The 26,122-nt window shown below is 70.4% G+C and carries 22 protein-coding genes and 1 pseudogene; 9 read left to right on the top strand and 14 right to left on the bottom strand.

Annotated elements, in window-relative coordinates; all coding sequences use genetic code 11:
* Positions 1 to 23: 23 nt before the first annotated feature.
* A complete protein-coding gene (locus WMF14_RS05860; protein WP_437799197.1) occupies positions 24 to 620 on the top strand; it encodes a hypothetical protein in 597 nt (198 codons plus the stop codon).
* A 172-nt stretch (positions 621 to 792) separates the two neighbouring features.
* Here WMF14_RS05860 and WMF14_RS05855 read toward each other — a convergent pair whose 3' ends face one another.
* On the bottom strand, positions 793 to 1,152 hold the full coding sequence (locus WMF14_RS05855) for a hypothetical protein (protein ID WP_437799196.1): 360 nt from the start codon (positions 1,150 to 1,152) through the stop codon (positions 793 to 795).
* Entirely contained in the window at positions 1,149 to 1,682 is a 534-nt protein-coding gene (locus WMF14_RS05850) for a hypothetical protein (protein ID WP_437799195.1), read from the bottom strand. The genes WMF14_RS05855 and WMF14_RS05850 overlap by 4 nt, the downstream gene beginning before the upstream one ends.
* Before the next feature lie 238 nt (positions 1,683 to 1,920).
* Between WMF14_RS05850 and WMF14_RS05845 the strand changes: the two genes are divergently transcribed.
* Together WMF14_RS05845 and WMF14_RS05840 are read left to right on the top strand one after the other, a co-directional pair.
* Positions 1,921 to 3,681 carry a hypothetical protein gene (locus WMF14_RS05845; RefSeq protein WP_437799194.1) on the top strand — a complete coding sequence of 587 codons (1,761 nt, stop codon included), beginning with the start codon at positions 1,921 to 1,923 and terminating at the stop codon, positions 3,679 to 3,681.
* A gap of 11 nt (positions 3,682 to 3,692) precedes the next feature.
* Positions 3,693 to 5,267, top strand: a complete 1,575-nt coding sequence (locus tag WMF14_RS05840; protein WP_437799193.1) for a hypothetical protein — start codon at positions 3,693 to 3,695, stop codon at positions 5,265 to 5,267.
* Between the two features lie 75 nt (positions 5,268 to 5,342).
* On the opposite strand, the gene WMF14_RS05835 is transcribed toward WMF14_RS05840, so the two are convergent.
* Positions 5,343 to 6,101 carry a type IV pili methyl-accepting chemotaxis transducer N-terminal domain-containing protein gene (locus WMF14_RS05835; protein WP_437799192.1) on the bottom strand — a complete coding sequence of 253 codons (759 nt, stop codon included), beginning with the start codon at positions 6,099 to 6,101 and terminating at the stop codon, positions 5,343 to 5,345.
* 241 nt (positions 6,102 to 6,342) lie between these two features.
* Here WMF14_RS05835 and WMF14_RS05830 point away from each other — a divergent pair, with 241 nt between their 5' ends.
* Entirely contained in the window at positions 6,343 to 8,142 is a 1,800-nt protein-coding gene (locus WMF14_RS05830) for a protein kinase domain-containing protein (protein ID WP_437799191.1), read from the top strand.
* 25 nt (positions 8,143 to 8,167) lie between these two features.
* Here the strand turns inward: WMF14_RS05830 and WMF14_RS05825 are convergent, their stop codons facing one another.
* Together WMF14_RS05825 and WMF14_RS05820 are read right to left on the bottom strand one after the other, a co-directional pair.
* Entirely contained in the window at positions 8,168 to 8,962 is a 795-nt protein-coding gene (locus WMF14_RS05825; RefSeq protein WP_437799190.1) for an alpha/beta fold hydrolase, read from the bottom strand.
* A 201-nt stretch (positions 8,963 to 9,163) separates the two neighbouring features.
* Positions 9,164 to 9,850, bottom strand: a complete 687-nt coding sequence (locus WMF14_RS05820; protein WP_437799189.1) for a YqiA/YcfP family alpha/beta fold hydrolase — start codon at positions 9,848 to 9,850, stop codon at positions 9,164 to 9,166.
* 45 nt (positions 9,851 to 9,895) lie between these two features.
* Between WMF14_RS05820 and WMF14_RS05815 the strand changes: the two genes are divergently transcribed.
* Positions 9,896 to 10,387: a GNAT family N-acetyltransferase gene (locus tag WMF14_RS05815; RefSeq protein ID WP_272100485.1), complete on the top strand. Its 492-nt coding sequence runs from the start codon at positions 9,896 to 9,898 to the stop codon at positions 10,385 to 10,387.
* Positions 10,388 to 10,696: 309 nt separating this feature from the next.
* Positions 10,697 to 11,983, top strand: a complete 1,287-nt coding sequence (locus tag WMF14_RS05810) for an MFS transporter (protein ID WP_437799188.1) — start codon at positions 10,697 to 10,699, stop codon at positions 11,981 to 11,983.
* Positions 11,984 to 12,053: 70 nt separating this feature from the next.
* Here the strand turns inward: WMF14_RS05810 and WMF14_RS05805 are convergent, their stop codons facing one another.
* Positions 12,054 to 13,673 carry an aspartate:alanine exchanger family transporter gene (locus tag WMF14_RS05805; RefSeq protein WP_437799187.1) on the bottom strand — a complete coding sequence of 540 codons (1,620 nt, stop codon included), beginning with the start codon at positions 13,671 to 13,673 and terminating at the stop codon, positions 12,054 to 12,056.
* 585 nt (positions 13,674 to 14,258) lie between these two features.
* Between WMF14_RS05805 and WMF14_RS05800 the strand changes: the two genes are divergently transcribed.
* Complete coding sequence (locus tag WMF14_RS05800; protein ID WP_272100481.1) at positions 14,259 to 14,654, top strand: PAS domain-containing protein; 396 nt, start codon at positions 14,259 to 14,261, stop codon at positions 14,652 to 14,654.
* Positions 14,655 to 14,693: 39 nt separating this feature from the next.
* Here the strand turns inward: WMF14_RS05800 and WMF14_RS05795 are convergent, their stop codons facing one another.
* The 5 genes from WMF14_RS05795 to WMF14_RS05775 form a co-directional block, all read right to left on the bottom strand.
* Positions 14,694 to 15,941: an ABC transporter permease gene (locus WMF14_RS05795; RefSeq protein WP_272100477.1), complete on the bottom strand. Its 1,248-nt coding sequence runs from the start codon at positions 15,939 to 15,941 to the stop codon at positions 14,694 to 14,696.
* Complete coding sequence (locus WMF14_RS05790; protein WP_272100475.1) at positions 15,938 to 17,164, bottom strand: ABC transporter permease; 1,227 nt, start codon at positions 17,162 to 17,164, stop codon at positions 15,938 to 15,940. The genes WMF14_RS05795 and WMF14_RS05790 overlap by 4 nt, the downstream gene beginning before the upstream one ends.
* Positions 17,161 to 18,282, bottom strand: coding sequence for an efflux RND transporter periplasmic adaptor subunit (locus WMF14_RS05785; RefSeq protein ID WP_272100474.1), 1,122 nt, complete (start codon positions 18,280 to 18,282; stop codon positions 17,161 to 17,163). The genes WMF14_RS05790 and WMF14_RS05785 overlap by 4 nt, the downstream gene beginning before the upstream one ends.
* Positions 18,279 to 19,094, bottom strand: coding sequence for an ABC transporter ATP-binding protein (locus WMF14_RS05780; RefSeq protein ID WP_437799186.1), 816 nt, complete (start codon positions 19,092 to 19,094; stop codon positions 18,279 to 18,281). The genes WMF14_RS05785 and WMF14_RS05780 overlap by 4 nt, the downstream gene beginning before the upstream one ends.
* A 238-nt stretch (positions 19,095 to 19,332) precedes the next feature.
* Positions 19,333 to 20,559: a glycoside hydrolase family 88/105 protein gene (locus WMF14_RS05775; RefSeq protein WP_437799185.1), complete on the bottom strand. Its 1,227-nt coding sequence runs from the start codon at positions 20,557 to 20,559 to the stop codon at positions 19,333 to 19,335.
* Positions 20,560 to 20,565: 6 nt separating this feature from the next.
* On the opposite strand from WMF14_RS05775, the gene WMF14_RS05770 reads away from it, so the two are divergent.
* The gene (locus WMF14_RS05770) at positions 20,566 to 20,829 is read left to right on the top strand and encodes a hypothetical protein (protein WP_437799184.1); all 264 of its coding nucleotides are present in this window, start codon (positions 20,566 to 20,568) and stop codon (positions 20,827 to 20,829) included.
* On the opposite strand, the gene WMF14_RS05765 is transcribed toward WMF14_RS05770, so the two are convergent.
* Positions 20,789 to 23,044 carry a heparinase II/III domain-containing protein gene (locus WMF14_RS05765; RefSeq protein WP_437799183.1) on the bottom strand — a complete coding sequence of 752 codons (2,256 nt, stop codon included), beginning with the start codon at positions 23,042 to 23,044 and terminating at the stop codon, positions 20,789 to 20,791. The two genes, WMF14_RS05770 and WMF14_RS05765, sit on opposite strands and share 41 nt — an antisense overlap.
* Positions 23,045 to 23,575: 531 nt before the next feature.
* Between WMF14_RS05765 and WMF14_RS05760 the strand changes: the two genes are divergently transcribed.
* Positions 23,576 to 23,893: a hypothetical protein gene (locus WMF14_RS05760; RefSeq protein ID WP_437799182.1), complete on the top strand. Its 318-nt coding sequence runs from the start codon at positions 23,576 to 23,578 to the stop codon at positions 23,891 to 23,893.
* A 29-nt stretch (positions 23,894 to 23,922) separates the two neighbouring features.
* On the opposite strand, the gene WMF14_RS05755 is transcribed toward WMF14_RS05760, so the two are convergent.
* Both WMF14_RS05755 and WMF14_RS05750 read right to left on the bottom strand, forming a co-directional pair.
* A complete protein-coding gene (locus WMF14_RS05755) occupies positions 23,923 to 24,981 on the bottom strand; it encodes a glucuronyl esterase domain-containing protein (protein WP_437804148.1) in 1,059 nt (352 codons plus the stop codon).
* 435 nt (positions 24,982 to 25,416) lie between these two features.
* Positions 25,417 to 25,773, bottom strand: a pseudogene (locus WMF14_RS05750) (cellulose binding domain-containing protein); the annotation flags it as partial.
* Positions 25,774 to 26,122 lie beyond the last annotated feature (349 nt).

Genomic DNA, 26,122 nt, shown 5'->3' with positions numbered 1-26,122 from the left:
AGCGCTCACCTCGATGCATCTCAGTGGCGGTAGGCTCGCTCGCGCTGCTCGTCCAAAGCGCGTGCGGCGGCGCGGTGGTCATGGACGGCGGAGGAGACGGGGCTGGCGGCGCGGGCAGCACCAGCGGCCAGGGCAGCACCAGCGGCCAGGGCAGCCCGGACGACCCGGATGGCCCGGTCTCGACGACGAGCTCGGTCGCGCCGTCGCCGACGACCTCGGGCGGCGGTGGGCGCCGGGTGAGCGCGATCGTCTTCGGCGACTCGACCGTGACCCTCCGGATCGCCACCCTGGCCCTGTCCTGCAGCGATCCCGACGCGAACCCCACGTACGAGCCCTGCAGCGACTGGTGGGACCTGGAGCTCCGCATGCCCGAGTCGATGCTCGCCGTGGGCGAGGTGGACACGGCGAGCGGAGATCTCACGATCTTCGGGACGTCCTCTCGCGCGGACTGCAGCAGCACGGGGGCCGTCAGCGGCGGCGGCAACACGGGATTCGGCAGGCTCACCATCACGGCGATCGACCCGACCTCGGTCGCCTTCGAGCTCTCCGACGTGGGCACCTTTTTCGTCGACGCGGACCCGAACGGCCGCTACGTCGCGGCACGGTGCGCCGCGCGGTAGCACCGCGCCGACCGAAGAAGAATTTACGGCGATTGGACGGGCTGCTCGGGCTGCCGGTGCCACTGGAGGCGCGTGCGAGCAAGCTTGAGCGCTCCGTCTCGAAAGGTCGCCTCCGCGGCCCGCGCTCGTGACACGTCAGAGCGGACGTCGGCGACAGAGGATTGGCGTAATTTTACAGTAGCGCCCAGATCCTGACCTGGACATCGCCTCCCAAACGGGATCCTGGAGAGATCGCCACCTGGGCGCTGGTCAAAAAACGACGGTTTGGACGGGTCGCCACCTCCGCGCCGCCTCCAAAACGACCCTTCCGCCAGATCGCCACCTCCGCGCCGCCTCCAAAACGACCTTTCCGCCAGATCGCCTCCTTCACGCCGCCTTCAAAACGACCCTTCCGCCAGGTCGCCTCCTCCGCGCCGCCTCCAAAACGACCTTTCCGCCAGATCTCCACCTTCACGCCGCCTTCAAAACGACCCTTCCGCCAGGTCGCCACCTCCGCGCCGCCTCCAAAACGACCCTTGGCAGGGTTCTTCACTCCAGCACGATGCTCACGCTCTTCGTGCCCTCGTATCCGTCGCCGCGCACGGTCACCGCGAGCTCCAGCTTCTGACCTTCGAGGGCCTCGCGGTCCCACGCGAAAGGGTGGTAGAGCGCGCCGTCCGAGACCAGGAAAGAGCCGGTCTTGATGAACTGGATGTTGAACTGCGCGGCGGCGATCCCCTCGGGATCGTCGGCGAGCGGGCCCTCGAACGCGTTCGCGAGGCGCACCACATGGCACGTCTCCTCCGCGTCGCCGGGCAGACCCTCCACCTGGACCCAGGGCGTGATCATCATCGAGCCCTGATTGCCGAGGATCAGCTTCACGCTGGAGCCGTCGGCGTAGGGCACGAACGTCCCGGACGACGCGTCGCCGATGTCGACGGCGCGGGTCTCGGTGAAGTCCTCGCCGAACAGCGTGGGACAATCGCTGGCTTCTGCGGGGATCGACCGCTCACGGTCGACAGGGCCACACCCGGAGAGGGACGCGAGAAAAGAGAAGGCGGACGGTAACAGGCAGGATCGCATTGCGCGCGCAGAGCTCCGAACAAAGCCGGGACGAGCCGGACAGGAGAGACGCCGGCTCGCAGAGGCGCGAGGGCGAGGGCGAGCTGTAGCACGCCGGGTCCGGAACAACCTCGGCGAGCAAAGCGCGTCCGAGTGGCACGCACGCTGCTATCGGCTCGCGGCGATGCTGAACTCATCACGGCGAAACGCCGGCGGCCCCGCGGATGCTCTGACGTTGATGTCACGGTCACGGCGATCTGTGTCGCCTCGATTCGCGCTCCTCCGCCACCCCCTCTTCCTTGGCGCCCTGGCGCTCCTGGTGGTCAACGACCACCTCCTGAAAGGCGCCGGGCTCTTGCCTGGCGCCCTCACTGGCAAGCTCAGCGACCTCGCCGGCCTCGTGGTCGCCCCCGTCCTCGCAGCCGCGCTCGTGGGCGCGCGCACGTCGCGCGGGCGAGCGCTGGCGTTCGCCGCGGTGGCCGCGCCGTTCGCGGCGATCAAGCTGTCGGCCGCAGCCGCGCAGCTCCTCGTGGGGCTCGTCGGCCTCGCGGGGATCAGGTGGCGTATCTGGCAAGATCCGACGGACCTGGCCGCGCTCGTGGTCCTCGTCCCGGCATGGCGCCTCTCGGCGCGCGCCGCTTCCAGCCCGGAGCTCCCCGCCCGGAGCGCCGAGGAAGGCTCGCGCACCGCCTGGGTGCTCGAGCGCGCGATCCTGGGGGCGGCCGCCTTCGCCTGTGTCGCGACCGGCACCCCCGCACCCGCCGGCTATTCCACGGACGCCTATCTCATCAATGTCACGCCCGGGACCGTGGACGTTCGCGTGCGCTGGGTGGACGCGTCGCTCGATTGCGCCGCCGTCACCTCCGGCGATCCGACACGCATGTTCGGGCCGAGCGCGTTCAACCTCGGGATCACGTATCGGCTGGACCCGCAGGACACGCTCCCGCTCAACCGGACCGAGGCCCACCTCGCCGCAGGCAACTTCGAGGATACGGCGCCCACCTCGGATGGGCGTTGCGAGGTGGTGCTGCTCGAGACGGATGGACTGCGGCCTGTGATGGCATGGTGGTCCGACCTGCAAACCGTCACGATTCCGCAGAACGTGAGCGACAACAGCGATTTCTGGGAGGACACGGAGACGGTGGCGGGGCGCGTCGCGCTGAAGCCGCAGTCGGTGGTGGCGCCCGGACAGGTGAAGACGGGCGCGCTGCAGACGAACGTCGGGCCCTCGGTGTGCGCTGGCGCGCCTCAATCGTCCTTCCAGTGGGCCGCCCCCTGGCCGAAGCCGGTGGTCGGCGAGATCGCGAACATCGATGCATTGTCGGACGGCTGCATCGAATTGGCCATGATCTATCCGAGGCTCGGCCCCGGTGATGGCGCGGGCGGCGTGGGAACCGGCGGCGCGGGTGCGGGCGGAGCCGGCGCCGGCGGCGCTGACGGCGCGGGTGCGGGCGCTGGCGGAGCCGACGTCGGTGGCGCTGACGGCGCTGGCGCTGGCGGAGCCGACGTCGGTGGCGCTGACGACGCGGGTTCTGGCGGCACCGGCGGCGAGGGTGGAATGGGCACCGGCGGCGAGGGCGGCGGCGAGCCGGACCCGAGCTTCACCCCTCGGACTTACTATCTGTGCATTCCGATCGAAGACTTCCCGTTCTCGGCGGGCGAAGCGGTGCAATGGTCCGACGAGGGCGACCACCTCGAGGTCTCGGCCGTCGACTCGACGAAGCGGATCGAGGTCTATCACAACGTCGTCGACCTCCAGATCGCAGGCCTCGCTGCCTCGATCGAGGCGACCGGGTGCGAGGGCGACCGGCTGGACTGCGGCGCCTACGTCACCGACGCGGTGGTGGCGGTGCAGAGCGGCGGCGCGAAGACCCTGCTGAGCCCTGGAGACGCCCTCGAAGGGCCGAATTTCCGCGTGCGGGTGGGCCGCGCCGAGCGCGTGCTCGCCGGGCGTGACGAGTGCGACGCGGGCTACCAGACGCCCAACGCGTCCGCGGACCTGTTGATTGCTTACGAATGAGGAGGAGTCACATGCTGTCGAAGAGGAAGCTGATCTCACTCGGTCTCTGCGCCGCCGCCGTCGGTTGCTCCACCCAGAGCGACGACGGCGCGGGCAGCGAAGCCCCCACAGGCTCGGTCAACGTGGCCCAGGGCGGGGCGCAGGACATCTCCCAGTTCCGCGCGATCGTGAAGGCGGGGAAGGTGCCCACGCTCGACACGCTGGACCCCGTCGGGTTCTTCGCCGAGCACGCGATCGACCTGCCCGACGCCGACTGCGGCAAGGACGTCTGCGTTCACCCGTTCCTCGCGGTGGCGCCGCGCTTCAACGGGGGCAACTGGACAATGGCCTTCGTCGCGATGAACACCGCGGTCGACCCCTCGACGCTGGAGAGGCCGCCGGTTCACCTGGCGATCGCCGTCGAGAGCAGCAGCTTCGCCGGCATCGATGAGGACGCGCTCGACGCGGGGATGGGAGGGCTGCTCGCCAGCCTGCGTCCCGAGGACCGCGTCAGCGTCATCCGCTATGGCGAGAGGGTCGAGCGCCGCGCCTTCCTCGCAGCGCCGGGGTCGGCGGAGCTCACGAGCCTCGTCGCCGACGAGCGCCTCGGCGACGGCACCGGCGAGCTCGTCGGCCTGTACGAGGGGATCGCCGCCGCCGAGAACGCGTTCGAGGAGGGCGACGCGGCCGGCTTCGAGGGCGCGCACCGCGTGCTCCTGCTGACGAGCGGGCACGCGACGAGCGGTATCACGGACCCCGACCGCATCCTCGGTCTCGGCGAGGCGCTTGTGGAGAACGGCACGGCGTTCGGCGTGATCGGCGTGGGCGAGCGCTTCCTGGTGAGGATCCCGTCGGCGCTGGGCTCGATGGGCGCGGGCACGTACGCGTACGCGCTGACCGCGGGCGACCTCGGCGGTCTGCTCTCGGAGGAGGGGAAGACCACGCTCTTCCCGCTGGCGACGGCCTTCAGCCTGGAGGTGACCCCGTCCGCCGGCTACAAGGTGGGGCGCATCTACGGGACGAAGCGGGCGACCGCCAGCTCCACGGGAGCGACCCTGGAGATGCCGGCGCTGTTCATCGGCCAGCGCGACGGCGCGACCGACGTGGGCGGCAGCCGCCGCGGCGGCGGTGGTGGTCTGTTCGTGGAGCTCCTCGCCGACGCCTCCCTCGCCGACGACATCGGGCCGGACAAGGCCGCCTTCCAGGTGACGGCAGGCTGGACGTCGGCGAAGGACGGAGCCGGGCAGAACGTCGACACCACGCTGCTCAACGCGCTGCCTCCCGGGCAGAACCCCGACTCGAGGTGGTGGAACATCTCCGACGGCGGCTCGGGCAAGCCGTACATGATGCTGAACATGTACCTGGCGCTGCGCGGCGCGCTCGACTTCTACCAGGCGGGCGACTGCCGGCGCTCGCTCGGGGTCATCGAGATGATGAAGGCGCCGATCGCGGCGTGGCTCGGGAAGTACCCGGACACGGACATCCAGGACGACAACAACCTGATGTTGACGTTGCGACAGAACATCGAGGATGCCTGTCGTGAATCGCAGTCGTCCACGGAGCCCACGCCGCCCCTCGACTTCGACGGCGGCTGCGGCTGGCTGTGACCGCCGCCTTCGCCCTCTGAACGCCACCCGGCGGCGGCGCAGGTCGGACAGGCGGTCACGGAGCGCCGACGTGCATCACGGGTGCCCGATACCAGCGATCGCCCGGAGCGCCTGAACCGTGTTGTCGAGGTGCCCCCTGGCCTGGATGAGGTGGCTGATCGTCCTTCGGATCTCGCGCACTGCCGGGCGGAAGATATAGAGCCCCTCGAGGAAGAGGACCCCCAGCGTCACACACAGCAGGATCAGCTCGACGAGCCGGAGCCGCTCGATCCGCGCGGTCGCCTCATGGGCATACTGAGAGACGACCCGGTCCATCCCGATCAGGAAGCCCGGCTCCGCCGCCAGGATCGCCGCGACGATCGGCTGGATGGCGGCCGCCTCCACCGGCTTTTCACCGCCGGCGCCGACCGCGGCGAGGAGATCCTTCGCGTCCCGGAGCATGCTCTGGTGCAATGGCTCTATCGCCTGGAACATACGGGTCACCTCCGGCGTGTTCTTCCCAGGCAATCCCATCCCGGGATCGCCGTGCTGGAGCGCGCGATGCGACCGCTCCCAGAGCGCCATCGCCTGCGCCAGCTCGTCGGCGCGGCCCTTGCGCTCGGCGGGGTCGGTCGTCACCTGGAACGTCAGCGCGGCCTTGCTGAGCCGCTGGCTGAGCATTCGCTGGCGTCCGGCCACGTTGACGATGTGCGCGTCGCTCGTCTGCTGGTTCAACGCGTGCTGCACGAGGAGCTGCGCCACGACCGACAAGAGCGCCACGGCGCCGAGCGCGCTGACGTACAGGCGCGTCAACCGGCGGGTCGGTGCCAGGAGCTCGGAGGAAACCTGCGCCATTGTTCTCCCTCCATGGGCGAGGAGGGAGACATTAGCCGAGCGTCGGAACGAACATGTATCGCTCATGTTTCCGGAGATTGCGTTGCGCGCGCGGCTCCGCGCTCCGCCATTTCAGGCGGACGCATTCAAAAAAGCTGAGATCTCATGACCGCTCCATGGTAAGACTCGCACGAGAGCGCTCCTCGCGAGGCCCCTTTGCGCTGGCCTTACAGTGGCGTCCATGGAACCAGGAGAATGTCTCATGCAAGAGCGTACCGCGTCGGCCGCGGGCGGCGCGCCGCCGAGCACGGCCGGAAACGCACCTGAGCTCTTGCCGAAACAGTTCGGCAAATACACGCTCCTGTCGAAGCTCTCGTCAGGGGGCATGGCGGAGATCTTCCTCGCGCTCCATCGCTCGTCCTTCGGCTTCGAGAAGCTCGTCGTGATCAAGCGCATCCTGCCCTCGATGAACCAGGATCCGTCGTTGATCGACATGCTGCTCCACGAGGCGCGCGTCGCGGCGACGCTCTCGCATCCCAACGTCGTCCAGACGTTCGACGCCGGGCAGGTGGACAGGACGTATTTCATCGCGATGGAGCACATCCACGGCGAGGACGTCGGCTCGATCGTGCGCGAGGCGGCGGAGCGCGAACCGGGAGGGATCCCGCTCGAGCACGCGCTCAGCGTCATCCTCGGCGTCTGCGCGGGGCTCGCGTACATCCACGACAAGCGCGGCCTCGACGGTACGCCGCTCGGCATCGTGCACAGGGACATCTCACCGCGCAATGTGGTCGTGAGCTACACGGGCGACGTGAAGATCGTCGACTTCGGCATCGCGCGGAGCGGGCTCGGCGACGTCGAGGAGCAGAAAGAGAACGTGCTGATGGGCAAGTTCGCCTACATGGCCCCGGAGCACGTGGCGGGGGATCGCATCGACCATCGCGCGGACATCTTCGCCGCCGGCGTGGTCCTGTTCGAGATGACGACGGGCAAACGGCTGTTCAAGGGCGGTACCCAGATGCGGACGCTCCTCCAGATCCACGGGTCGGAGTATCCCCTCCCGAGCTCCATCAAGCCCGGCTACCCGAAGGGGCTGGAGAAGATCGTCCTGCGCGCGCTCGAGAAGCGGCGCGAGGATCGCTACCAGTCTGCCCGCGAGATGCACGCGGCGATCGAGGAGCTCATCCGCGGCGAGCGCATCCCCGTCTCGCCGATGGGCCTCACGGCATGGATGGAGTCGCTCTTCCAGGACAAGCTCGCTCGGCACAAGGAGGCGCTCCTCGGCGTCAGGCAGCTCATCGACGTGATCGCGGCGCAGCAGCAGCGCTGGTCGCTGGAGATGAGCGGCGGCGCGACCGTCTCGCAGAGCGGCGTCCCGACGAGCACGAGCCCGACGACCTTGAGCAGCCCGCCGCCGCTCGCGGGCAAGGGAGGTGTTGCGGCGCTCATCCCGGCCGCCAGCGCGCTCGCGCTCGTGCCTGGGTTCCTCTACATGCAGGGCCAGCTCTCGGAGCGGCACGCCGAGTTCATGACGATGGTCCACGACGCCCAGGCGAGCCGTCAGGAGCCGCCCGCGCCGGTCGAGGCGAAGGGCTCGCTGGAGATCACGAGCAAGCCCGAGGGCTGCGCCATCTGGGTGAACGGCGAGCGTCACCCCGTCGCCACGCCGGCCAAGCTCCGCGAGCTTCCGCTCGGGCGTGAGCTCCACATCAAGCTCACCAAAGACGGATACAAGCCGTACCGCACGGCCGTGAAGCTGAGCGATGAGGTGCGCTTCAAGGAGGTCGTGGCCGATCTCGACAGGCTCACGGCGACGGTGGTGCTCTGGGTCGATCCGCCGGCCAGCGTCTTCGTCGACGGGAAGCTCTGGAAGGGCAATCGCACGAGGATCGAGGGGCTCACGGTGGGTGAGGGACACCGATTCGTGCTGTCCGCTCCTGGGCATGCGCCCAAGACGCTGATGGTCAACGTGGAGCCGGGAGAGATGAAGACGCTGAGCGTCCGGCTGCCGAAGCTCGGCGCGCAGGCGCCGGTGGAGGAGCGCGCCGAGGGCGCGCAGTGACGCCGCGCGCCGCGCGGCTCCCTCGTCAGGCCGGGGTCACGGCCTGCTCGCCCGGATCAGCGCGCAGGAACGCCAGCGCCGCGCGGGCGAACGGCTCCTTCCACTCCCCGAAGATGGGGCCGTGTCCGCCGTTCGGCAGGAGCCACAGGCAGGAGCGCGGGATGGCGCGGTACATCTCCAGGGCGATCTCGGCCGGGTAGAGGGGATCGCGGTCGCCGCTCACGATCATCGTGCGCGCCGTGATGGTCGACAGGTGGGGGGGCGTGAAGCTCATGTCGTCGTGGCTGGCCGCGAAGCGGCGCGGCTGATTCCACAGCGCTCGGATCTGCGCGTCGCCGAGCGCGTGGCGGCTCCTCATGTCCCGCCATTCCTCCTCCGAGCGGCCCTCGTCGGAGACGAGGCGCATGATCGCCCTGGCCTGCTCGGGGAAGTATGGTGTCGCGGACACGAGGACCATCGACTCCACGCGGTCCGGCTGCTGCGTGGCCAGGTGCAGGAGGCACTTGGCGCCGAAGCTGAGGCCGATGGCCCGGAACGCCTTCACCCCGAGGTGATCGAGGAGGGCGAAGACGTCGGAGGCGCACTGACGGATGGTCAGGGAGCCCGCCGGGTTGGTCGAGCGGCCGTGGCCGCGCAGATCGGGGGCGATGACCGTGTGTCCACTCCCGAGCTCCGCGGGGTCGAACACGTGAGCCCAGTCGCCGCTCGCCCCGGTGAAGCCGTGGAGCAGCACGAGCGGCGGCCCTTCGCCGCGAAGCTCGTAGTACATCTCGATGTCGTTGATGGGCGCGGTGCGCCCGGTGGCCGTCGCTGTCGCCATTCGCTCCTCCGATCGCTCGACCGCGGCCGATCCGCGGCCGATCACACGCGATCTGTAAGCGACGCTCTTCGCTCTTGATAGCTGTGCCCTTTTCGCATAGAATGCCAGTCGGTCGGTGAGGGGACGGTCCGACCGGCGTATCGGGCAGAGTGTACTGAACACACGCTCAGAGTTCGCGGTCCTGGTGACAACGCGTGTTCGTCAGCCGCCGACGAAATGGCGCAGGAACTCGTCCGCCTCGTGGAGGATGCGCGGGATCGAGGCGACGAGCTCGTGGCCGTCATCCACCTCGATGAGCCGGACATGCCGCTTCCCCGCGGCGAACGTCCGCGAGAGCTCGATGTCCACCACGTCATCGCTCCGGCCGTGGACGATCAGCGTCGGTACCCGCACGTCCGGCCAGCCGCCCGAGCGGTCATCGACCTCGGCCGCGTCGACGGCGAAGCCGAAGTCCACCCGGGCTCGCTTCTTCTCCGCGTAGTCGTCGACCTCGAGCCACCCCCGCTCCTTCCACGCCTGGAAGCCCTCCTCGCCGAGCCGCTGCCGCCATCGCTCCATGATCCGGAACGCCGGCGCGAGCAGCACCAGCGCGCACACCCGCGCGTCCTCCTCGGCGACGCGGCACGCGGTGAGGCCACCGAGGCTCGATCCCATCACCACGGCCCGCTCGCGCTCTCCGCCGAGCGCTTGCTTCACGGCGTCGATCATCGCGCTGAGGCGCAGACGCTCGAGCGAGGGTATCCGCAGGTTGAGCCGCTCGACGGCGACCCCGCGCCGCCCGAAGTGCGCGGCGACCTGGACGCCCTTGGTCGAGCTCGGGCCCGAGGCGAAGCCGTGCAGGTAGAGCCAGCGCGGGCCGGCGGCGGAGGGCGGCGTCTTCATGGTCATGCAGGCGGGGAGCCTACTCCCTCCACCGCTGCGCGACGATGCGGTATGACGCGCCGGAGAGACGCCATGATCCGCCCCGCCACCGCCGCCGACATTCCCACCATCGCCCGCCTCATCCGGATGCTCGCCGAGTACGAGCGGCTCGCGCACGAGGTCACCTTCGAGGAGAGAGAGCTCGAAGCGCACCTCTTCGGCCCGAGGCCGGCAGCCGAGGTCGTCCTTGCCGAAGCGGAGGGGACCCCGGTGGGATTCGCGCTCTTCTTCCAGAGCTTCTCCACCTTCCTCGGCAAGCCCGGGATCTACCTCGAGGACCTCTTCGTGCTCCCCGAGCACCGCGGAGCGGGCCACGGCAAGGCCTTGCTCGTGCACCTCGCGAAGCTCGCGGTGGAGCGCGGCTGCGGGCGCTTCGAGTGGTCCGTGCTCGACTGGAACGAGCCGGCGCTCGGCTTTTACCGGAAGCTCGGCGCCAAGCCCATGGACGAGTGGACCGTCCACCGCGTCACCGGCGAGGCGCTCGCCCGGCTCGCGCAGGGCTGACGCGCTCGCGGCCTGCGTTGCTCGTGGCGGCGCAGCGGAGCACCACCGGCTGCTGCTGGAGCAGCAGCGACCGCGATCCCTCCGCCCGCTTGCGGCCTGATCGCGCCTGGCGCGCGCCGCTCCGGCGGCCGCCGCGCGCGCGGGGACCTTGGTACGGATGTTGCGGTTCATGGCGAATCGCCCGTCGCACACGCCGGGTGTGCCGGCAACGGCGGCGCGGCTCCTGGACTCGGTCGCGACATGCCCTAGTGCTCATCATACATGAGCGAGAGTCCACATAGCCCCAACAGGGCCGCCGCAGGCGCCGAGATGTCTTCCAACAACCTCACCGGGCTCGGCGTGCTGCGCCACCGGAGCTTCGCGTTCTACCTCGCGGCGAGGCTGCTCTCCGCGGTCGCGGTGCAGATGCAGAGCGTCGCGATCGGCTGGCAGGTCTACGCGCTGACCGGCGATGTCTTCGATCTGGGCCTCATCGGCCTCGCGCAGTTCGCGCCCTTCTTCGCGCTGATCCTCTTCGCCGGCCAGGCGGCGGATCGGTTCGACCGGCGCCGCATCATCACGCTCGGCCTCGGCGTGGAGCTGGTCTGCTCCCTCCTGCTGCTCGCGTTCACGGTGTCTGGCCTGACCGTGGTGTGGCCCGTGTTCGCGGTGCTCGTGCTGTTCGGCAGCGCGCGCGCCTTCATGATGCCGGCGCAGCAGGCGATCCTGATGAACCTGGTGCCGCAGGAGAGCTTCAGCAAGGCAGTCGCGCTCAGCTCATCGAGCTTCCATGTCGCGGTCATCGTCGGGCCGACGCTCGGCGGGCTCCTCTACCTCGCCGGGTCGAAGGTCGTGTACTCGATCGTCGGGGCGCTGCTCCTCGTCTCTCTCGCGCTCATGAGCCTCGTGCGCGCGGCCCAGCAGGCGAGGCGCGCCGAGCCGACGTCGTGGAGCGCGGTGCTGGAGGGGCTGCGCTTCGTCTGGTCGAAGCCGGCGGTGCTCGGCGCGATCTCGCTCGACCTGTTCGCGGTGCTGTTCGGCGGCGCGGTCGCGCTCCTGCCCGCGTATGCGCGCGACGTGCTCCACGCCGGCCCGACCGGCCTCGGCCTGCTCCGCACGGCGCCGGCCGCGGGCGCCGCGATCACCGCCGGCGTCCTCGCCTTCCGGCCGATCACGCGCCAGGTGGGCCGCTGGATGTTCGGCGGCGTCGCCGTGTTCGGGCTCGCCACCATCGGCCTCGGGCAGACCCGGAGCTTCACCGTCGCGCTCATCGCCCTGTTCCTCGTCGGCGCAGGCGACATGGTGAGCGTCTATATCCGTCACATCCTCGTGCAGTTCGAGACGCCGGACTCCATCCGAGGGCGGGTGAGCGCCGTCAACGCGGTGTTCATCGGCGCCTCCAACGAGCTCGGCGAGTTCGAGTCCGGCCTCACCGCCAGCTGGCTCGGCCTGCTCCCGGCCATCCTCCTCGGCGGCAGCGCCACCGTCGTGGTCGCCGCGCTGTGGGCCCTCGGCTTCCCCGTGCTCAGCCGCATGGACCGCTTCCCGCACGCGAAGCGAGATCCCGAGGAGAGCGCGGACGGCGGCGGAACGGCCGAGGCCGCCGCGACGACGTGAGGAGCTGCCCGGCGCCTCGCCGCGCGACGCCGTCCTCGGGAGCCGCGCTGCTCGTCGTCGAGGGACGGCCTCAGGCCAACACGGCGAGCAGCTGCGCAATGAGGATCTTGCCGATCATCGCCAGCGGATACACAAGCGCGTACGCGACGTACGTCTCCTCGGAGCGCTGGGACAGCTCGAAGGCCGCCGCCAGCGTGGCCGGCTGGGTCTGCAGGCCGCTCGCGCCTCCGAGCGCCGCCACGACGCCCGCCCCGCCCCAGCGCCGCATCAGGGCCAACGCCAGCGCGCTGGTCGTCACGGTGACGCAGGCGCCGATCGCGAGGATGGCCAGGCCCTCCCGGTTCATCAACCCCGCGAGCTTGCCCCCCGCGTTCACGCCGACCCCCGCCAGGAACAGGAGCAGTCCTATCTCTCGCAGGCTCAGGTTCGCCTCGTAAGGCAGCACCCACATCAGCTTGCCGGTCCGCCCCAGGCGACCGAAGATCAGCGCGGCCACGAGCGGCCCTCCGGCGGTCCCCAGCGTAACGGACGTCCCGAAGAGAGGGATGGGCACCCGCGCCAACAGCAGGCCGACGCAGAGGCCCACCGCCAACGCGACGTAATCGACATCGATCTCGCGCTCCGAGTCGCCGAGGAAGCGGCTGAGCTCGCCCAGGCGCTCGACGGGCGCCACGACGCGAAGGCGGTCCCCCAGCTCCAGGCGGAGCTCGTCGGAGGGGATCAAGTCGAGGTCGGCCCGGCGCAGGCGCGTCACCTGGGCGTTGAAACGGCGCGCGAGGTCGAGCTCCCCCAGCGTGAGCCCGACGAGCTCGCGCTTCGAGACCAGGACCCGGCGCATGTCGACTCTGTCGCGGCGCAGCTCCAGACGCTCGCTCGAGACCCTCCCGAAGAACTCGATGGCGGATTGAATCGACGGAAGGGTGCCGACCACCGTGATCACGTCACCCGCGTGAAGCACCGTATACTTGTTCGGGACCGAGTCGACCTCACCACGCCGAAGGCGGGAGACAACGACGCCGAACTCGTCGCGCACGCGCAGCTCCCTGATCGAATGTCCCAGCACGCGGGGGTTCGTGACCTCGACGCTCCTCGACTCGATCGCGACGCGCGACGCGGCTTGCCGCGCGACCTCGCGGGCGAGCTCGTCGCGGCGCCGCTTCGCGAAGCCACGTCCGAGCAGGAGCGCCCCCAGCACGCCCGCCGGGTAGGTCAGCGAGTAGGCGAGCGCGGGGATCGCCTCGAGCGCGGTGCCGGAGAGCCGGCTGCTGACGGCGCCGAGCGCCGGTGTATTGGTCAGGGCCCCGCAGAACAGGCCGGCGATCTGCGCGCGGTTCAACCCGAAGAGCCAGCCTGCGACACACGCGAGCAGCGCCCCCCAGGCGAGCGCCGCGGCGCACGCCAGGTTCATCCCCAAACCGCGGCTGCGCCACGCGGCGAAGAAGCCGGGACCGCTGGTGAGGCCGACACAGTACACGAACAGCAGCAGGCCGAGCTCCTTGATCTGCGGCGCCAGCTCCAGCTCTCCCAGAGGGTGCAGCCAGGCGCTGAGCCCCAAACCCGCGAACAGGACGCCGGCCGTCCCGAGCCGCAAGCCGCGATATTCCAGCCGCCCAAGCATCAGCCCGAGCAGGATGACGGCGAAGAGCAGGAGAAGCTCTTCTCTCGCAAGAAGCTCGTACAGGCCGGTCATGGTGTTCCTCTACATGTCGAACAGCTGCTCATGCAGGCGGACCTCCTCCGCCGCCGCGCCGCGCGAGATGCCCATCAGATCGTAGAACGCATCGATCGAACTCCCGCTGCGACCTGACTCGACACAGACCAGTACTCAAGAACTCAATGCCGCCAGGCTAGACATTCGAGACGTCACGCTCCAACCAGATGCATCACGCGTACCGGAGAGGCGATGCCCCGCGTCGCCTCCCCCCGCGCTCGCGCGCGGTGCTTTTGCTGCGCTGAGCGCGCAGAATCCGCGCCGGTTCATTCGACCCACGCAGCGCGCGCGATCGCCCAGGAACGCCCGCTCCACCGACGCCGCCGCGACCCCCTCGGTCCTACCGGCGCGAAGGACGGCGAGCCGAGGTCCACGCGGGCACGCCCGCGCCGCGCCGCGCGCGAGGCGAGATCGCGGCGAGCGCGCGGGCCGGGCCGCTCGACCCAGGGCGGCCCCCTCCCCTGCCCGACGCCACGATGAGGTCGCGCCGGATTGTCGCGCTCCGCGGCGTCCCCTACCCTGGCGAGCGTCTGTCGGGGGCAGCGCACGTCGGGAGGTTTTCGGATGGATTCGGAGGAGCAGTCCTCAGCCGGTGAGTTCGAGTTCGATATCGGGGTGTTCAACCTGGATGAACGCGGCCTGGACGCGCAGCCCTTCGGGATCATCCGGCTGGATCGCGAGGGCACGGTGCTCTCCTACAACCTCTACGAGGAACGTCAGGCGCGCCGGAATCGTCAGGACGTCATAGGAAAGAACTTCTTCACCGACATCGCCCCCTGCAGCCGGGTGAAGAAGTTCCACGGGCGCTTTCTGGACGGGGTCGAGCGGCGCGAGCTCAAAGCCACCTTCGGCTTCGTGTTCCACTTCCCTCACAAGACACGGCACGTCGACGTCTCGCTGTTCTACAGGGCGGCCCCGCGACAGCAGGACGATGCGGTCTGGGTGTTCATCCGCGGTTGACCGGCGTTGACCGAGCCGGCGTCGCGCCGCCGGCTGGCGCTACTCCGAGCGGAGGGCCTCGATCGGGTCGAGCCGCGAGGCGCGCCAGGCCGGGTAGAAGCCGAAGACCACGCCGATCGTGACCGAGAGGCCGAGGCCGAGGAAGAGCGACCAGGGCTCGACCTGGAACGCCCAGCGGCCGACCACCTGCGCGAGCAGCGCGCCGGCGAGCCAGGAGAGGGCCAGCCCCGAGAGCACGCCGAGCACGCCGCCGAGCAGCGAGACGGCCGCCGCCTCGCACAGGAACTGCAGCAGGATCGCGCGCGGCGAGGCCCCGACCGCGCGGCGGATGCCGATCTCCCGCGTCCGCTCGGTCACGGTCACCAGCATGATGTTCATGATGTTGATGCCCCCCACGATCAGCGCGACCACGCCGGTGCTGAGCAGCAGCATCTTGATGATGTCGATGACGAGCTGCTCCTGGCCGTGGCTGTCCTTGTCCTCGATCCTGAAGTTCTTGACCCCGTGGTGGCGGCGCTGGAGCGTCGCGTCGATGACGCCGCGGAGCGCGGCGAGCGGCGTCCGGACGGTGACGAGCGGATCCTGCCGGACGTACAGGCGGTCGGTCTTGTGCGACGGCGCGTAGAGCGCGTCGTAGGTGGTCTGCGGGACGAGGACCTTGCGGTTCCAGATGTTCGTGTCGTCCGTGGAGCCGAGGATCGGCCGGTCCTGGAGCACGCCGACGACCGTCCACACGTGCCCGTCGGCCGTCATGTGGAGGGGCTCGGCCTGCGCGGCCCGCGCCGGAGGGCCGCCGAAGAGCTCGGCCCAGACCTCGTGGCCGACGACGCACACGCGCCGCCGGGCCGTGAGATCCGCCTCGACGAGGAAGCGGCCCGCCGCGAGCTCCAGGTCGTAGAGGGCCGGTGCCGCCGGCACGGCGCTGACGAGGGAGATCCGCTTCTTCTTGCCGCCGGCGCGGGCCTCGGTCGGGCGCACCGACTCGCTCAGGGCGGAGGCGCCGCCGAGGGCGCGCGACGCGGCGAGCGCGCTGGCGTCGTCCCGCGAGAGATCGCGCCGGGTGCGGCGCCGGTCGCCGACGCTCACCTCCGCGGGGTGGACCTGGATGAGGTCGGCCTCCACGGCCTGCTGGCCTGCCCGGAGGAGCGCCTCCTCGCCGCCCGCGAGGAGCGAGGCGAGCAGTACGATCGAGCCGGTGCCGATGATGATGCCGAGCAGCGTGAGCGCAGCCCGGGTCCGGTCGGCGACCACGGCGCGCGTCGAGTGGAGGAGATCGTCGAGCCTCATCGCCGCATCGCCGCCACGGGGTCGAGCCGGCCCGCGCGCTGGGCAGGCAGCCACCCGAAGACAACGCCCACGCCGGAGGAGACGAGCAGCGCCGCGACGACGGCCGGCGTGGAGACCGCGCCGACCCAGCTCGGCGTGAAGCGGAGGATGATCGACGAGGCGAGCTCGGCCGCGGCGGCGCCGCCGACGACCCCGAGCAGGCCGCCGAAGCCCGAGAGCAGCGCCGCCTCGGCCAGGAACTGCGCGCTGATGTCGCGCGGCGACGCGCCGAGCGCCTTGCGGATGCCGATCTCGCGCACGCGCTCGGACACGCTCACGAGCATCATGTTCATCACGCCCACGCCGCCGATGAGCAGCGCGACGCCCGCGATGAGGCCGACGATCGCCTTCATCGTGGCGAACACGGCCTCGAATTTCTGCATGATGCTGCTGAAATCGAGGAGGGTGAAGTCGTCGACGCCGTGGTGGCGGTCGACGAGGAGCGCGTTGATGATGCGCTTCACCGGGTCGTTGTTGCGGACGTCGTCGGTCTTGATGACGAGCAGCGCCGAGGTGCCCACCGCCTTCTCGACGTCCGCCGCCGTGTCGAACGGGGCGACGAGCAGGTCGACCCAGCTGAAGCCGAAGTTCACGCCCATCCGATCGGCGTCGGCGAGCACGCCGATGACCCGGCAGCGCAGGGTCCCGACCGTCACCCACCGGCCGATCGGGTCGCCGCGCCAGAGCCGCGCCGCGAGCTTCGGGCCGGCGACGCAGACCCGGGCCCGGCGGCGATCCTCCTCGTCGGAGAACGTCCGGCCGCGCGCGACGTGCATCCGGAAGGCGTCGAGGAAGCCGCTGTCGGCCGCGACGAAGTCGGTGCGATCCTCCTTGCCCTCGTCGGAGGTGACGTCGCGCGAGCCGAGCATGGCGTACATCGTGTGCTCGGCGACGTGGGGGACGCCGCGCGCGAGCCGATCGCGATCCCGGCGGGTGAAGCCGGTGACGTACATGGTCTTCTTCCGCTCGGCGCGCTCCGGCGCCTTCGGGGCGACGAGGATGAGCCGCGCCCCGCCGAGCTGCTCGATGCCGCGGCCCAGCGTGAGCAGGCCGCCCTCCGCGAGCGAGGTCATGAGCACGATGGCGAAGGCGCCCAGGGTGATGCTGAGCACGGTCAGGAGCGACCGCAGCTTGTGCGCCGAGAGGGCCTTCGCGGCGATCGCGAGGTAGGCGGACCACCTCACATCTTCGTCTCGTTCGCTGCCGCCGAGGGCGGGTTGATGAGCACACGGGCCCCCTCCGGGACGCCGTTCACGATCTCGACGTCGCGATCGTTGCGCGCGCCGAGCGCGACCTCGACCTTCTCGGTCGTCTGCTTGCCGTCGGGGCCGTCGACCACGCGCGTGACGAGCTGCTTGCCCCCCTCGTCGGCGACGGCCTCGATGGGCAGCGAGACAACGCCCGGCCGGCTGTCGAGCCGGATGCGCACGTCGGCGGTCATGCCGGGCTTGATGAGGCCGTCGATCTGGGTGAGCTCGGCCTCGACCGGGAAGACGTCGACCTCGCGGCCCTCGAGCTTCACCGAGGCGGGCGCGATCTTGGTGACCCTGGCCGCGTACGTCTTGCCGGGGAGCGCGTCGAGCGTCAGCGTCGCCGTCTGGCCGAGCGCGACCTTGGCCACGTCGATCTGGTTGAGGTCGACCTTCACCACGAGCGTCGAGAGATCGGCCACGGTGAGCAGCGCCTTTCCGTTGAAGGTCGACTGCACCCCCGGCGTGACGACCTCGCCGGGCTCGATGTTGCGCTGGATGACGGTGCCGTCGAGGGGCGAGGAGATCTTCGTGTACCGGAGCTGGTCCCTGGCGGCGCTGAGCGCGACCTCGGCGAGCCGGATGGCGACGGTCTTCTCGGTGAGGTCGTGCTTGGCCACGTCGAGCTCCTGCGCGGGGACGACGCTGGCCTCGACGCCGGCGGTCCGCTGCGCGACGACGCGCTTGGCGAAGCCCGCGGCGGCCCTGGCCCGGGCGAGCTCGGCCTCGGCGCGAGCGACCTCGCGCTCGTAGTCGGTCGGGTCGAGCACGAGCAGCAGCTGGTCCTTCTGGACCCGGGCGCCCTCGTCCGCGAGCACCTGGGCGACCTGGCCCGCGACCTTCGACTTGAGCTCGACCTGCTCGCGGGCCTCGATGCGCCCGGTCTCGAGGATCTCGACGGCGAGGTCGCCGCGCTTCGCGGTCACGACGAGCGCGGGGTCGATGGGCGCGGGGCCGGAGCCGGCCTTCGCGAGGACGACGGCCCCGCCCCCGGCGAGCGCCAGCGCCCCGACGAGCCACGGCCAGAGGCGCCGCCGACGCCGGGCGCTCACGAGAGGCCTCCGGGAGGCGACGACGCTGGTCCAGGAACCGATGACGTTGGTCCAGGAACCGATGATGTTGGTCCAGGAACCGACGACGTTGGTCCAGGAACCGGCGGCGAGACGTCCACGCGACGGCCGCGAGGGCCGGTGTCCTCGACGATGGCGCCGTCCCTGAAGGTGACGACGCGGGTGGCGTAGTCGGCGATCGAGCGGTCGTGGGTGACGACGACGACCGTCATCCCCTGCGCGTGCAGCGCGCAGAAGAGCTCCATGACCTGCCGGGTGGTGGCGGAGTCGAGCGCGCCGGTCGGCTCGTCCGCAAGGAGGAGCGGCGGCTCGTTGACGATCGCGCGGGCGATCGCCACGCGCTGCTGCTGGCCGCCGGACAGCTGGTTCGGCAGGTGGTGCGCCCGGTCGTCGAGGCCGACGCGCGCGAGCGCCCGCGCGGCCCGCGCCCGCCGGTCGGTCGGTCGGACGCCGGCGTAGACCATGGGCAGCTCGACGTTCGCGAGGGCGGTGTCGCGCGGAAGGAGGTTGAACGACTGGAAGACGAACCCGATCTTGCGGTTGCGGAGCTGGGCCAGCTCGACCTCGTCGAGCTCCTCGACCGGCTCGTCGTCGAGGAGGTAACGGCCGCCGGTGGGGCGGTCCAGCGTGCCGATGACGTTCAGGGTCGTCGATTTGCCCGACCCCGAGGCGCCCATGATGGCGACCATCTCGCCCCGCGAGAGCTCCAGCGACACGCCGCGGAGCGCCTGCACCTCCACCTCGCCCATCCAGTAGACCTTGGTGATCGCGTCGAGCTTCACGAGTGCAGACATGAGGGTCCTCGGCGGTGGCCTGCGCGCCGTCCACGGGGACGGCCGCGGCGCGCGCGAGCCCGGTTCACCTGACCCACGCGTGACGCACCAGGGTGCGCCGCGCTCGTCGCTCCGGCCATCACGCTGCGAAGGCCGGCGAGCGCGCTGAGGCGTAGGCGAAGCGCAGCAACAAGGCAACCGCAGCGCAGGAGCGCGGCGGTCGCGCGCCGAGGCCACGACGAGCGCGGTGTTGGCTGCGCTACAGCCCGGACGTTTCGACGAGCGCCAGGATCACGGCCCCGACGCCGTACGAGAGGTCGTCGCGGAGCTCGACCGCCGCGTAATCCTCGATCTTTCCCACCGTCGTGGGCCCCGAGGTTCCGGTCACGATCGGCCGCCCGGAGCCGTCCTCCTCGATGCGCGAGCGCACGCCCGCCATGGCGCGGTCGATGGCGGGGCGCACCGAGGCGTCGAGGAAGCCGTGGCGCAGCCCGCGCGCGAGCCCGACGGCGAAGAGGGCCGTCGCGCTCGTCTCCAGGTAGATCTCCCCCGGGCGGTTCATGACGGTCCACCACAGGCCGCTGTCCTGGTCCTGCGCGTCCAGGACCGCCGCGACCTGCCGCTCGAGCGCCCCGGCCACGGCGTCGTCGCGCTCCCCGCGCGCCGCGCGCACGCGGAGGTACTCGTAGCCGGCCGCCGTGACCCAGGCGTTGCCGCGCGCCCAGTACACGTCCGGATCCTGCGGCGCCGGCCAGTCGTACGCGTGCCGGAAGAGCCCGGGCTCGTCCTGGAGGAGCGTCGCGAAGATCTGGAATTGATTCGAGAATTCGTCGAGCGGGCGCGCCTCGCCCGAGCGCTCGCCCGCGCGGACGAGCACGTTGCCGAACATGAACAGCGAGTCGATCCAGAGGGTGGGCTCGAACAGCGGCGAAACGCCGAGGTGGCTGATGCCGCCCTGCTCCGTCCGGCGGGCTTCCTCGTAGAGGTAGCGGAGCACGTCGTCGACCACCTTCGCATAGGGGGCCGCGCACGTTTCCTCGTGGAGCTCGAGCGCGGCGAGCGCCGGCGGGCAGCGATCGCTCGTCGTGATCTCGTAGCCGTACTCGAGGTGGTGGTCGATGTAGCGCCGGTAGTAGTCCCGGTAGGGGGAGCGCTGCGTGACGCGGTACAGCTCGACCAGCGAGAGCATGACCGTGCCCTCGCCCCAGTCCCACGGGAGCGCCTCCGCCGGGTGCTCGGCGATCCAGCGGTCGGCGATGGCGCGCGCCAGCGCGATGCTCTCGGAGTCGGGCGCGCGCTCGCGCGCAAACGCGTCGTCCGCCGACGGTAACGTCGGCGTGCACTCCGCCCCGGAGCTGGCCGGCTGCCCGGCGCTCGGGTCCCCCGTGCACCCTCCGGCCGCGGCGGCGCTCGCCGCGACGGCGACGAGCACCGCGCGGAGGCGCGACGACCAGCGCGATATGGGAGTGCGAGCGCTCGGCTGCATCTGGTCGTGGCCGTGAACGTGGTCGTGAACGTGGTCGTGAACGTGGTCGTGGTCGTGGTCGTGGTCGTGGTCGTGAACGTGGTCGTGGTCGTGAACGTGGTCGTGGCCGTCGTCGTGAACCGAGGGATCGGCAGAACGTGCACGTCCACGATCTTGTCGTCGACGACCACGACCACGACCACGACCACGTTCACGTCCACGTTTAGGTCCACGTTCGCGACGGGGCATCTCACTCCTCCACGGCGATGCCGCGCGCGTCGGGCGAGGTGACCCGGGGTTTCCCATCGAGGACCACCCTCGTGCCCCGAGCCATCAGCGCGAACGGCCGCTCGCCCTCGATCCGCAGCACGACGAGCTCGGCGTCGGTCTCGAGGACCTGCCCCCCGGGCAGCTCCAGCGCCTCCGGGGCTCCCTTGCCCCGCAGCACCGCCACGTCGGTCCCGCCGTCGCTCTCGATCTGCCACGCGACGACGCCGGGCTCCGCCGCGATCGGCGCCGCCTGGAGCGGCGCGTCGGGGCCCGCGTCCACGCCGACCTTGTAGGGCAGGAGCACCGCCAGGAACCCCGGCGCCTCGGCCTCCACCGTCGCGTCGATGACGGCGTGGTCGGCGGCCTTGCGGTCCTCCTCGAACTCGTGGACGTGGGGCACCGTGAGCGGAGTGTACGGCGGCTCCACGACCGCGAGCCCCGGCGACGTCGACTGCACGCGCGCCTCGACGCCCGCCCGCGCCCGCTCCCATCGGCCGCCGTCGGGGAGCAGCTCGAAGGTGCCGCCGGACGTGAGCCCCGCGTAGCCGTGCAGCCGCCACGCGTGCTTGCGGGCCGCCGGGTGCGACGTCGAGAGGCGGTCGCCGACCACGAAGTAGCGGCCGTCGACGAAGGCCACGGATCGCTCGACGTGCGTGTCCTGGTAGTCCTGGTGCGCCTCCGCATAATCGACGGCGTCGCCGTCGTGGGTGTTCCGGAGGAAGGCGTCCGCGTCGCCGAAGTCGTCGAAGAGCCCCTTGTCGGGCGCGGATCGGCCGTCGATGAGGATCACGTTGTGCGACGGCGACTGGCTGGTCTTGGCGTTGTCGAGCGAATCGGGCTTGTAGTAGCCCGCGTCGATCAACAGGTACTCCCCGTAGGCCGCGAGGGAGAACGACGTGCCGTCCACGTGGTCGTGGATCGCCTTGCGCGCCGAGCCGTGCTCCGCGAGGAGCAGGAGCCAGCGCGCTTCGTCGCTCCAGTCCGAGCGGAACACCGCGTTGCCGGCGTCGGGGAAGAAGCGCGTGAGGAAGCGCGGCGCCTCGGGAGCCACGGCGTCGTCGAGGTAGAGCAGATGATGGGCGATGAGGTCGCTGCCGAACTCCATGGCCTGGGGGTCGCCGCGGTTCTGCTCCCAGTCCCAGAGGTACTCCCCACCTCCGCCGAAGGAGGTGAGCAGCGGGCCCCCGTTGAACGGGGTGAAGACGCCGTCGTCGACCGGGGGCCGGGTGCCCCAGGGGAGGCGCAGCGAGAGCGACCAGTCGACGGCCTTGGTGAAGAGCCCGCCGCGCAGCGGGACCTCCAGCGCGCCCTGCTCGCCCTCGACGCAGTCATGTCCGGCCCACGGGTCCTGGTCGGAGCGGGTGCGGCAGTCGCGCGTGAAGGCGACTTCGCCCTCGAGCGCGTTGTCGAGGGCGATGAAGAACGCCGCCGTGGGCCCCCAGGCGAAGCCGGAGTAATACGGGCCTTCGGACGCCCCGCCGTCGGGCTGCACGTACTGGCCTTCCGGGCCCCAGAGGTAGTCGAGCTCCGAGATCGACCAGTTCCACCAGGTCGAGGCCGCCGGGTGCTCGGGGAACGCGAGCGCCACATAACCGATCGCGTCGGCGGTCCGGATCGGATGGTTGTTCTGCGCCGGGCGCAGCAGGAGATCTCGATAGAAATCCTGCTCCAGGTATTTGGCAAAAAACTGACCGGTGATGTCGGTGATCTTACTCTCGGCCTGGGCGGACTCCTCGGCGGGGAACCACGGCGTGGCGCTCAGGAGGTCCCACGCGTTCGTGTACCCCATGAGGACCTTCGCCATCCGGATGTTCATGTCGAGGACCGTGTTCGTGTCCCAGTTGGTCTCCAGGCGGCGCAGGAACTCGCGCGCCTTGTCGGCCGCCGCCCGGTCCTCGAACGCCCAGGCGAGGAGGGCATTCGCCTGCGCCGTCGAGGCGTTGTTGCCGTTCGTCTTGTAGTCCCATGAAGCGGGGTCGGGCTCCTCCTCGTAGGGACGGTCGGCGCGGCGCTTCAGGGTGGCGAGGATCGAGGCGTAGGGCTCGCGATCGACCCGCGAGCGCAGCAGATCGCGGTGCTCCGGGCGCGCGAGGAGCCGAGGATGGACGCCGGTGTCCCGCGGCTCGCTCGGCCCGGGGGCGTCCGTGCCGCACGCCGCGACGGCGAGCGCGACGCACGCGAGCGCCGGAGCGAGGGTGTGAAGAGAGAGAGGAAAGCCGCGAGAACGTGATTTCATGGAAGGATGGGGCGAGGGCTCGGAGGGACGAGCTGGTGCGTGAGGCGCAGCGTATCAGCTCATCACGGCCTCGAGCCGCCCGAGTTCTTGCTGCCGTGGGGGCGATCACCACGTGCCCGCGATGGGCAGTCTCGGCAGCCGACGACACACCGGAGGATCCGACCACAGCGGAGAGAACAACCCTGGCGACAAGCGATCGCGACAACAATGCGGGAGAGGAGGAGCCTTCTGTGAGGCCGCCTGGTCAGCGCCGCAGGCGCCACAGGGAGCGTGTCCTGCGAGCTGAGCAGCGCCTGTTGCGGTGGCCTGGCGCGGGCTGCGTCGAGCGCGCCCGCGGCCATCTCCGCGTGAGGGGGTGCGCGCGCAGGGTGGTGCGATCCTGCGCGAACGTCTGGCTGCTGTCGCGGAACGCGACGGGCGGGGCGGAGCGACCGCGCCGCTCGCGCAGAGCCCTCGACACAGGGGCTTCCCGCTGCGCGGTCTCCCGCTTGCATTGCCCGGCCCCGGTGGGGGGAGTCGAGGAGGTTCGATATGGCGACCGAGCAGAAGCAGGGACCGGGAGCGCAGGGGCAGCAGGGCGCCGGCCTACAGGAGGGCCGCAGCGAGAGCAGCGTGGTCCCCGACAAGGACTACAACCTGGTCAGCGTGCTCTACCATGTGCTCAAGGGCGCGGAGACCCACTCACAGTACATCCAGGATGCGAAGAAGCAGGGTGATCAAGAGCTCGCCTCCTTCTTCAGCGAGGTCCGGCAGGAGGAGCTGCGGCTCGCGGAGCGCGCGAAGCAGCTCCTCGGACAGCGGCTGAGCGGCGGGCGCCCGGGCCAGGGAGGAGCCCGCGCGAGCGCGTAGTACCGACGCCGCCCCTTCGGCCTGCGCGGTTACTGGAGGGTCGGCGCGGTCCACTTCATCCACTTGGCCAGATCGGCCGTCGCCCCGTCGCCCTTGAGCAGGTTGGTGTCCGCGGTGCCGCCGCCGACGAGGAACTTCTTCACGTACGCCTCGAGGGCCGCCCTCTGCGAGGAGGGGAACGCGCAGTGGGAATGGCCGGTGGTCTGCCAGTAGCCCATCTTGTCCTGCACCCCGAGCCCCTTCCAGATCTGCTGGGCGATGGACCCCGCCGTGAAGGTGCTGTTGATGCCGAGCCAGTCGATCCTGTTGTCGATGACGAGCAGGGCGCGCGGCGCGACGAGCCCCATGACCATGTGATGATCGAACGGCAACGACGTCACCCGGTTGCCGAAGGTCGAGCCGAAGTTCGCGCGGAACCACGGCTGCTCGTTGGCCGCGTTGGACAGCGTCTGCACGTTCTCCCCGGCGCTCGCGCCCGCCTGAGAGACGCGCCAGCTCGCCGAGCCCCCGGCGCCCGACTCCTGGGGGATCGTCAGCACGATGCGCTCGTCGAACGCGCCCACCGTGAGGGCCCCCTTGCCGTTGCGCGAGCAACCCGTCACGGCGATGCGCTTCGGGTCGATGTTGGCGCCCGGGGTCTTCTCCAGAGCGTCGATGATCCGGCTCACGCCCCAGGCCCACGCGATCATCGAGCTGGCCGAGTGGTTGCTGCCGTAGAGGTTGTAGAACGTACCCGTCCCGCGCGAGCCGGCGCCGCTCTGGGCGCCCATCGCGTTGTTGTCGAAGGTCGCCATCGCGACGCCGTTCTGGCTGAACACGGTGTTGTCCAGATTCGAACCGCCGATGCCGATGACGAGCGGGATCGGACCGGCAGGCGCCCCGGCAGGCCGGCTGATGTTGATGGAGAAGGAGGCGCTCTTCCCTGCGTCGTTGACGTTGACCGTCAGCTTGTTCGCCGAGAACTGCCCCGTGACATTGTCCTTGGACACCACGGGCTTCGATCCGGACTCATACGTCTCGACCTGCGACTTGATCTCCGCGCGCCGGCACGCCCACTCCGACTTCTTCGTGATGCGTGAGCCGCTCAAGCTCAGGAACGGATCGTGATGCGTGTCGAACACCGGGAGAGACGAGGCGGCAGGCAACGTCGGCTTGGGGCAGCTCGCGCCGCTGTCTTCGACCGCGCCCGTGCTCCCTCCGGCACCGCCTGAGCCGCCCGAGCCGCCGGAGCCGCCCGCACCGGAGCCGCCCGCACCGCCGGAGCCCCCTGCCCCGCCCGAGCCGCCTGCCCCCGAGCTGCTGCTCGACGAGGAGCTGCTGCTCGACGACGAGCTCGCGCTGCTGCTCGACGACGAGCTGCTGCTCGACGACGAGCTGCTGCTCGACGACGAGCTGCTGCTCGACGACGAGCTCGCGCTGCTGCTCGACGAGGAGGACGCGCCCGTGCCGACCGTCCCTCCGCTGCCGGTGACCGACGCGACAGCGGGCCGCCCGCTGCCGTTTGCGCAGAACCCCCACGCCGTCGAGCCGTTCTGCGCGATCGCTCCGTTGTGGCTCACGTTCGTGGCGGTGAACTGCCCGCTCGACTGCGTGACGTTCACATTCCACGAATTGGCCAGGGTCGCGCCGTTGAGCCTGACGCCCACGTTCCAGCCGGTGGTGGCCGGGGAGCGGGACTTGTTCTTCACGGTCACGTTCGCGCAGTAGCCGCTCCCCCAGTCCGACTGAATCGCGATATCCGCCGACACCGAGCCGTCGGCGCTGTCCAGTGCGCCGTCCAGCGTGTCGAGCTCCTCTTCGTCGATGGGCTCGACGGCACACGCAAGCAGACCGAACGCGAACGCAGCCGAGATGTAGCCAAGCAAGTGAGTGGTACGCATAAGGTTCTCCGTGATCGAAAAAGCTGAGTCGCGGGCTTCTGCTCAAGGTGGATACATGCACCGATGAGACGCCTGCGAACCCTCGTTCTATTGGTAGAGCTCAATATTCCCGGCCAGCGTGCGCCTGATCATGAACGCCTCGCGGACCTTGCCGATCCCATGCATGGCAACCACGGTGCTCGTCGGACAGCTACTCACATGCGGATACCCCGCGGTGGGGCGGGGCACCATGAGAAAGCAAGAGCGACTCGGAAACGCAGCTGCAAGGAGCGAGCGCTCCGGGCAGCGATCTCCCCCTGCGTCGGTCCTCCGGATCGTGCCGTCGTCGCTCAGGCTGCCTGGGCGAGCG

Origin of the sequence: Sorangium sp. So ce693, from assembly GCF_051521375.1 — a bacterium.
In the GTDB taxonomy this organism is placed as follows: domain Bacteria; phylum Myxococcota_A; class Polyangia; order Polyangiales; family Polyangiaceae; genus Sorangium; species Sorangium atrum.
This window is presented reverse-complemented; position numbering and strand designations above follow the sequence as displayed.

Coding starts and splice junctions, on each gene's coding strand:
- WMF14_RS05810 (WP_437799188.1), top strand. CDS start 10,697: ATGTCTTCCAACAACCTCACCGGGCTCGGCGTGCTGCGCCACCGGAGC.
- WMF14_RS05840 (WP_437799193.1), top strand. CDS start 3,693: ATGCTGTCGAAGAGGAAGCTGATCTCACTCGGTCTCTGCGCCGCCGCC.
- WMF14_RS05780 (WP_437799186.1), bottom strand. CDS start 19,094: ATGTCTGCACTCGTGAAGCTCGACGCGATCACCAAGGTCTACTGGATG.
- WMF14_RS05825 (WP_437799190.1), bottom strand. CDS start 8,962: ATGGCGACAGCGACGGCCACCGGGCGCACCGCGCCCATCAACGACATC.
- WMF14_RS05815 (WP_272100485.1), top strand. CDS start 9,896: ATGACGCGCCGGAGAGACGCCATGATCCGCCCCGCCACCGCCGCCGAC.
- WMF14_RS05800 (WP_272100481.1), top strand. CDS start 14,259: ATGGATTCGGAGGAGCAGTCCTCAGCCGGTGAGTTCGAGTTCGATATC.
- WMF14_RS05850 (WP_437799195.1), bottom strand. CDS start 1,682: ATGCGATCCTGCCTGTTACCGTCCGCCTTCTCTTTTCTCGCGTCCCTC.
- WMF14_RS05835 (WP_437799192.1), bottom strand. CDS start 6,101: ATGGCGCAGGTTTCCTCCGAGCTCCTGGCACCGACCCGCCGGTTGACG.
- WMF14_RS05830 (WP_437799191.1), top strand. CDS start 6,343: ATGCAAGAGCGTACCGCGTCGGCCGCGGGCGGCGCGCCGCCGAGCACG.
- WMF14_RS05760 (WP_437799182.1), top strand. CDS start 23,576: ATGGCGACCGAGCAGAAGCAGGGACCGGGAGCGCAGGGGCAGCAGGGC.
- WMF14_RS05795 (WP_272100477.1), bottom strand. CDS start 15,941: ATGAGGCTCGACGATCTCCTCCACTCGACGCGCGCCGTGGTCGCCGAC.
- WMF14_RS05775 (WP_437799185.1), bottom strand. CDS start 20,559: ATGCAGCCGAGCGCTCGCACTCCCATATCGCGCTGGTCGTCGCGCCTC.
- WMF14_RS05805 (WP_437799187.1), bottom strand. CDS start 13,673: ATGACCGGCCTGTACGAGCTTCTTGCGAGAGAAGAGCTTCTCCTGCTC.
- WMF14_RS05820 (WP_437799189.1), bottom strand. CDS start 9,850: ATGACCATGAAGACGCCGCCCTCCGCCGCCGGCCCGCGCTGGCTCTAC.
- WMF14_RS05765 (WP_437799183.1), bottom strand. CDS start 23,044: ATGAAATCACGTTCTCGCGGCTTTCCTCTCTCTCTTCACACCCTCGCT.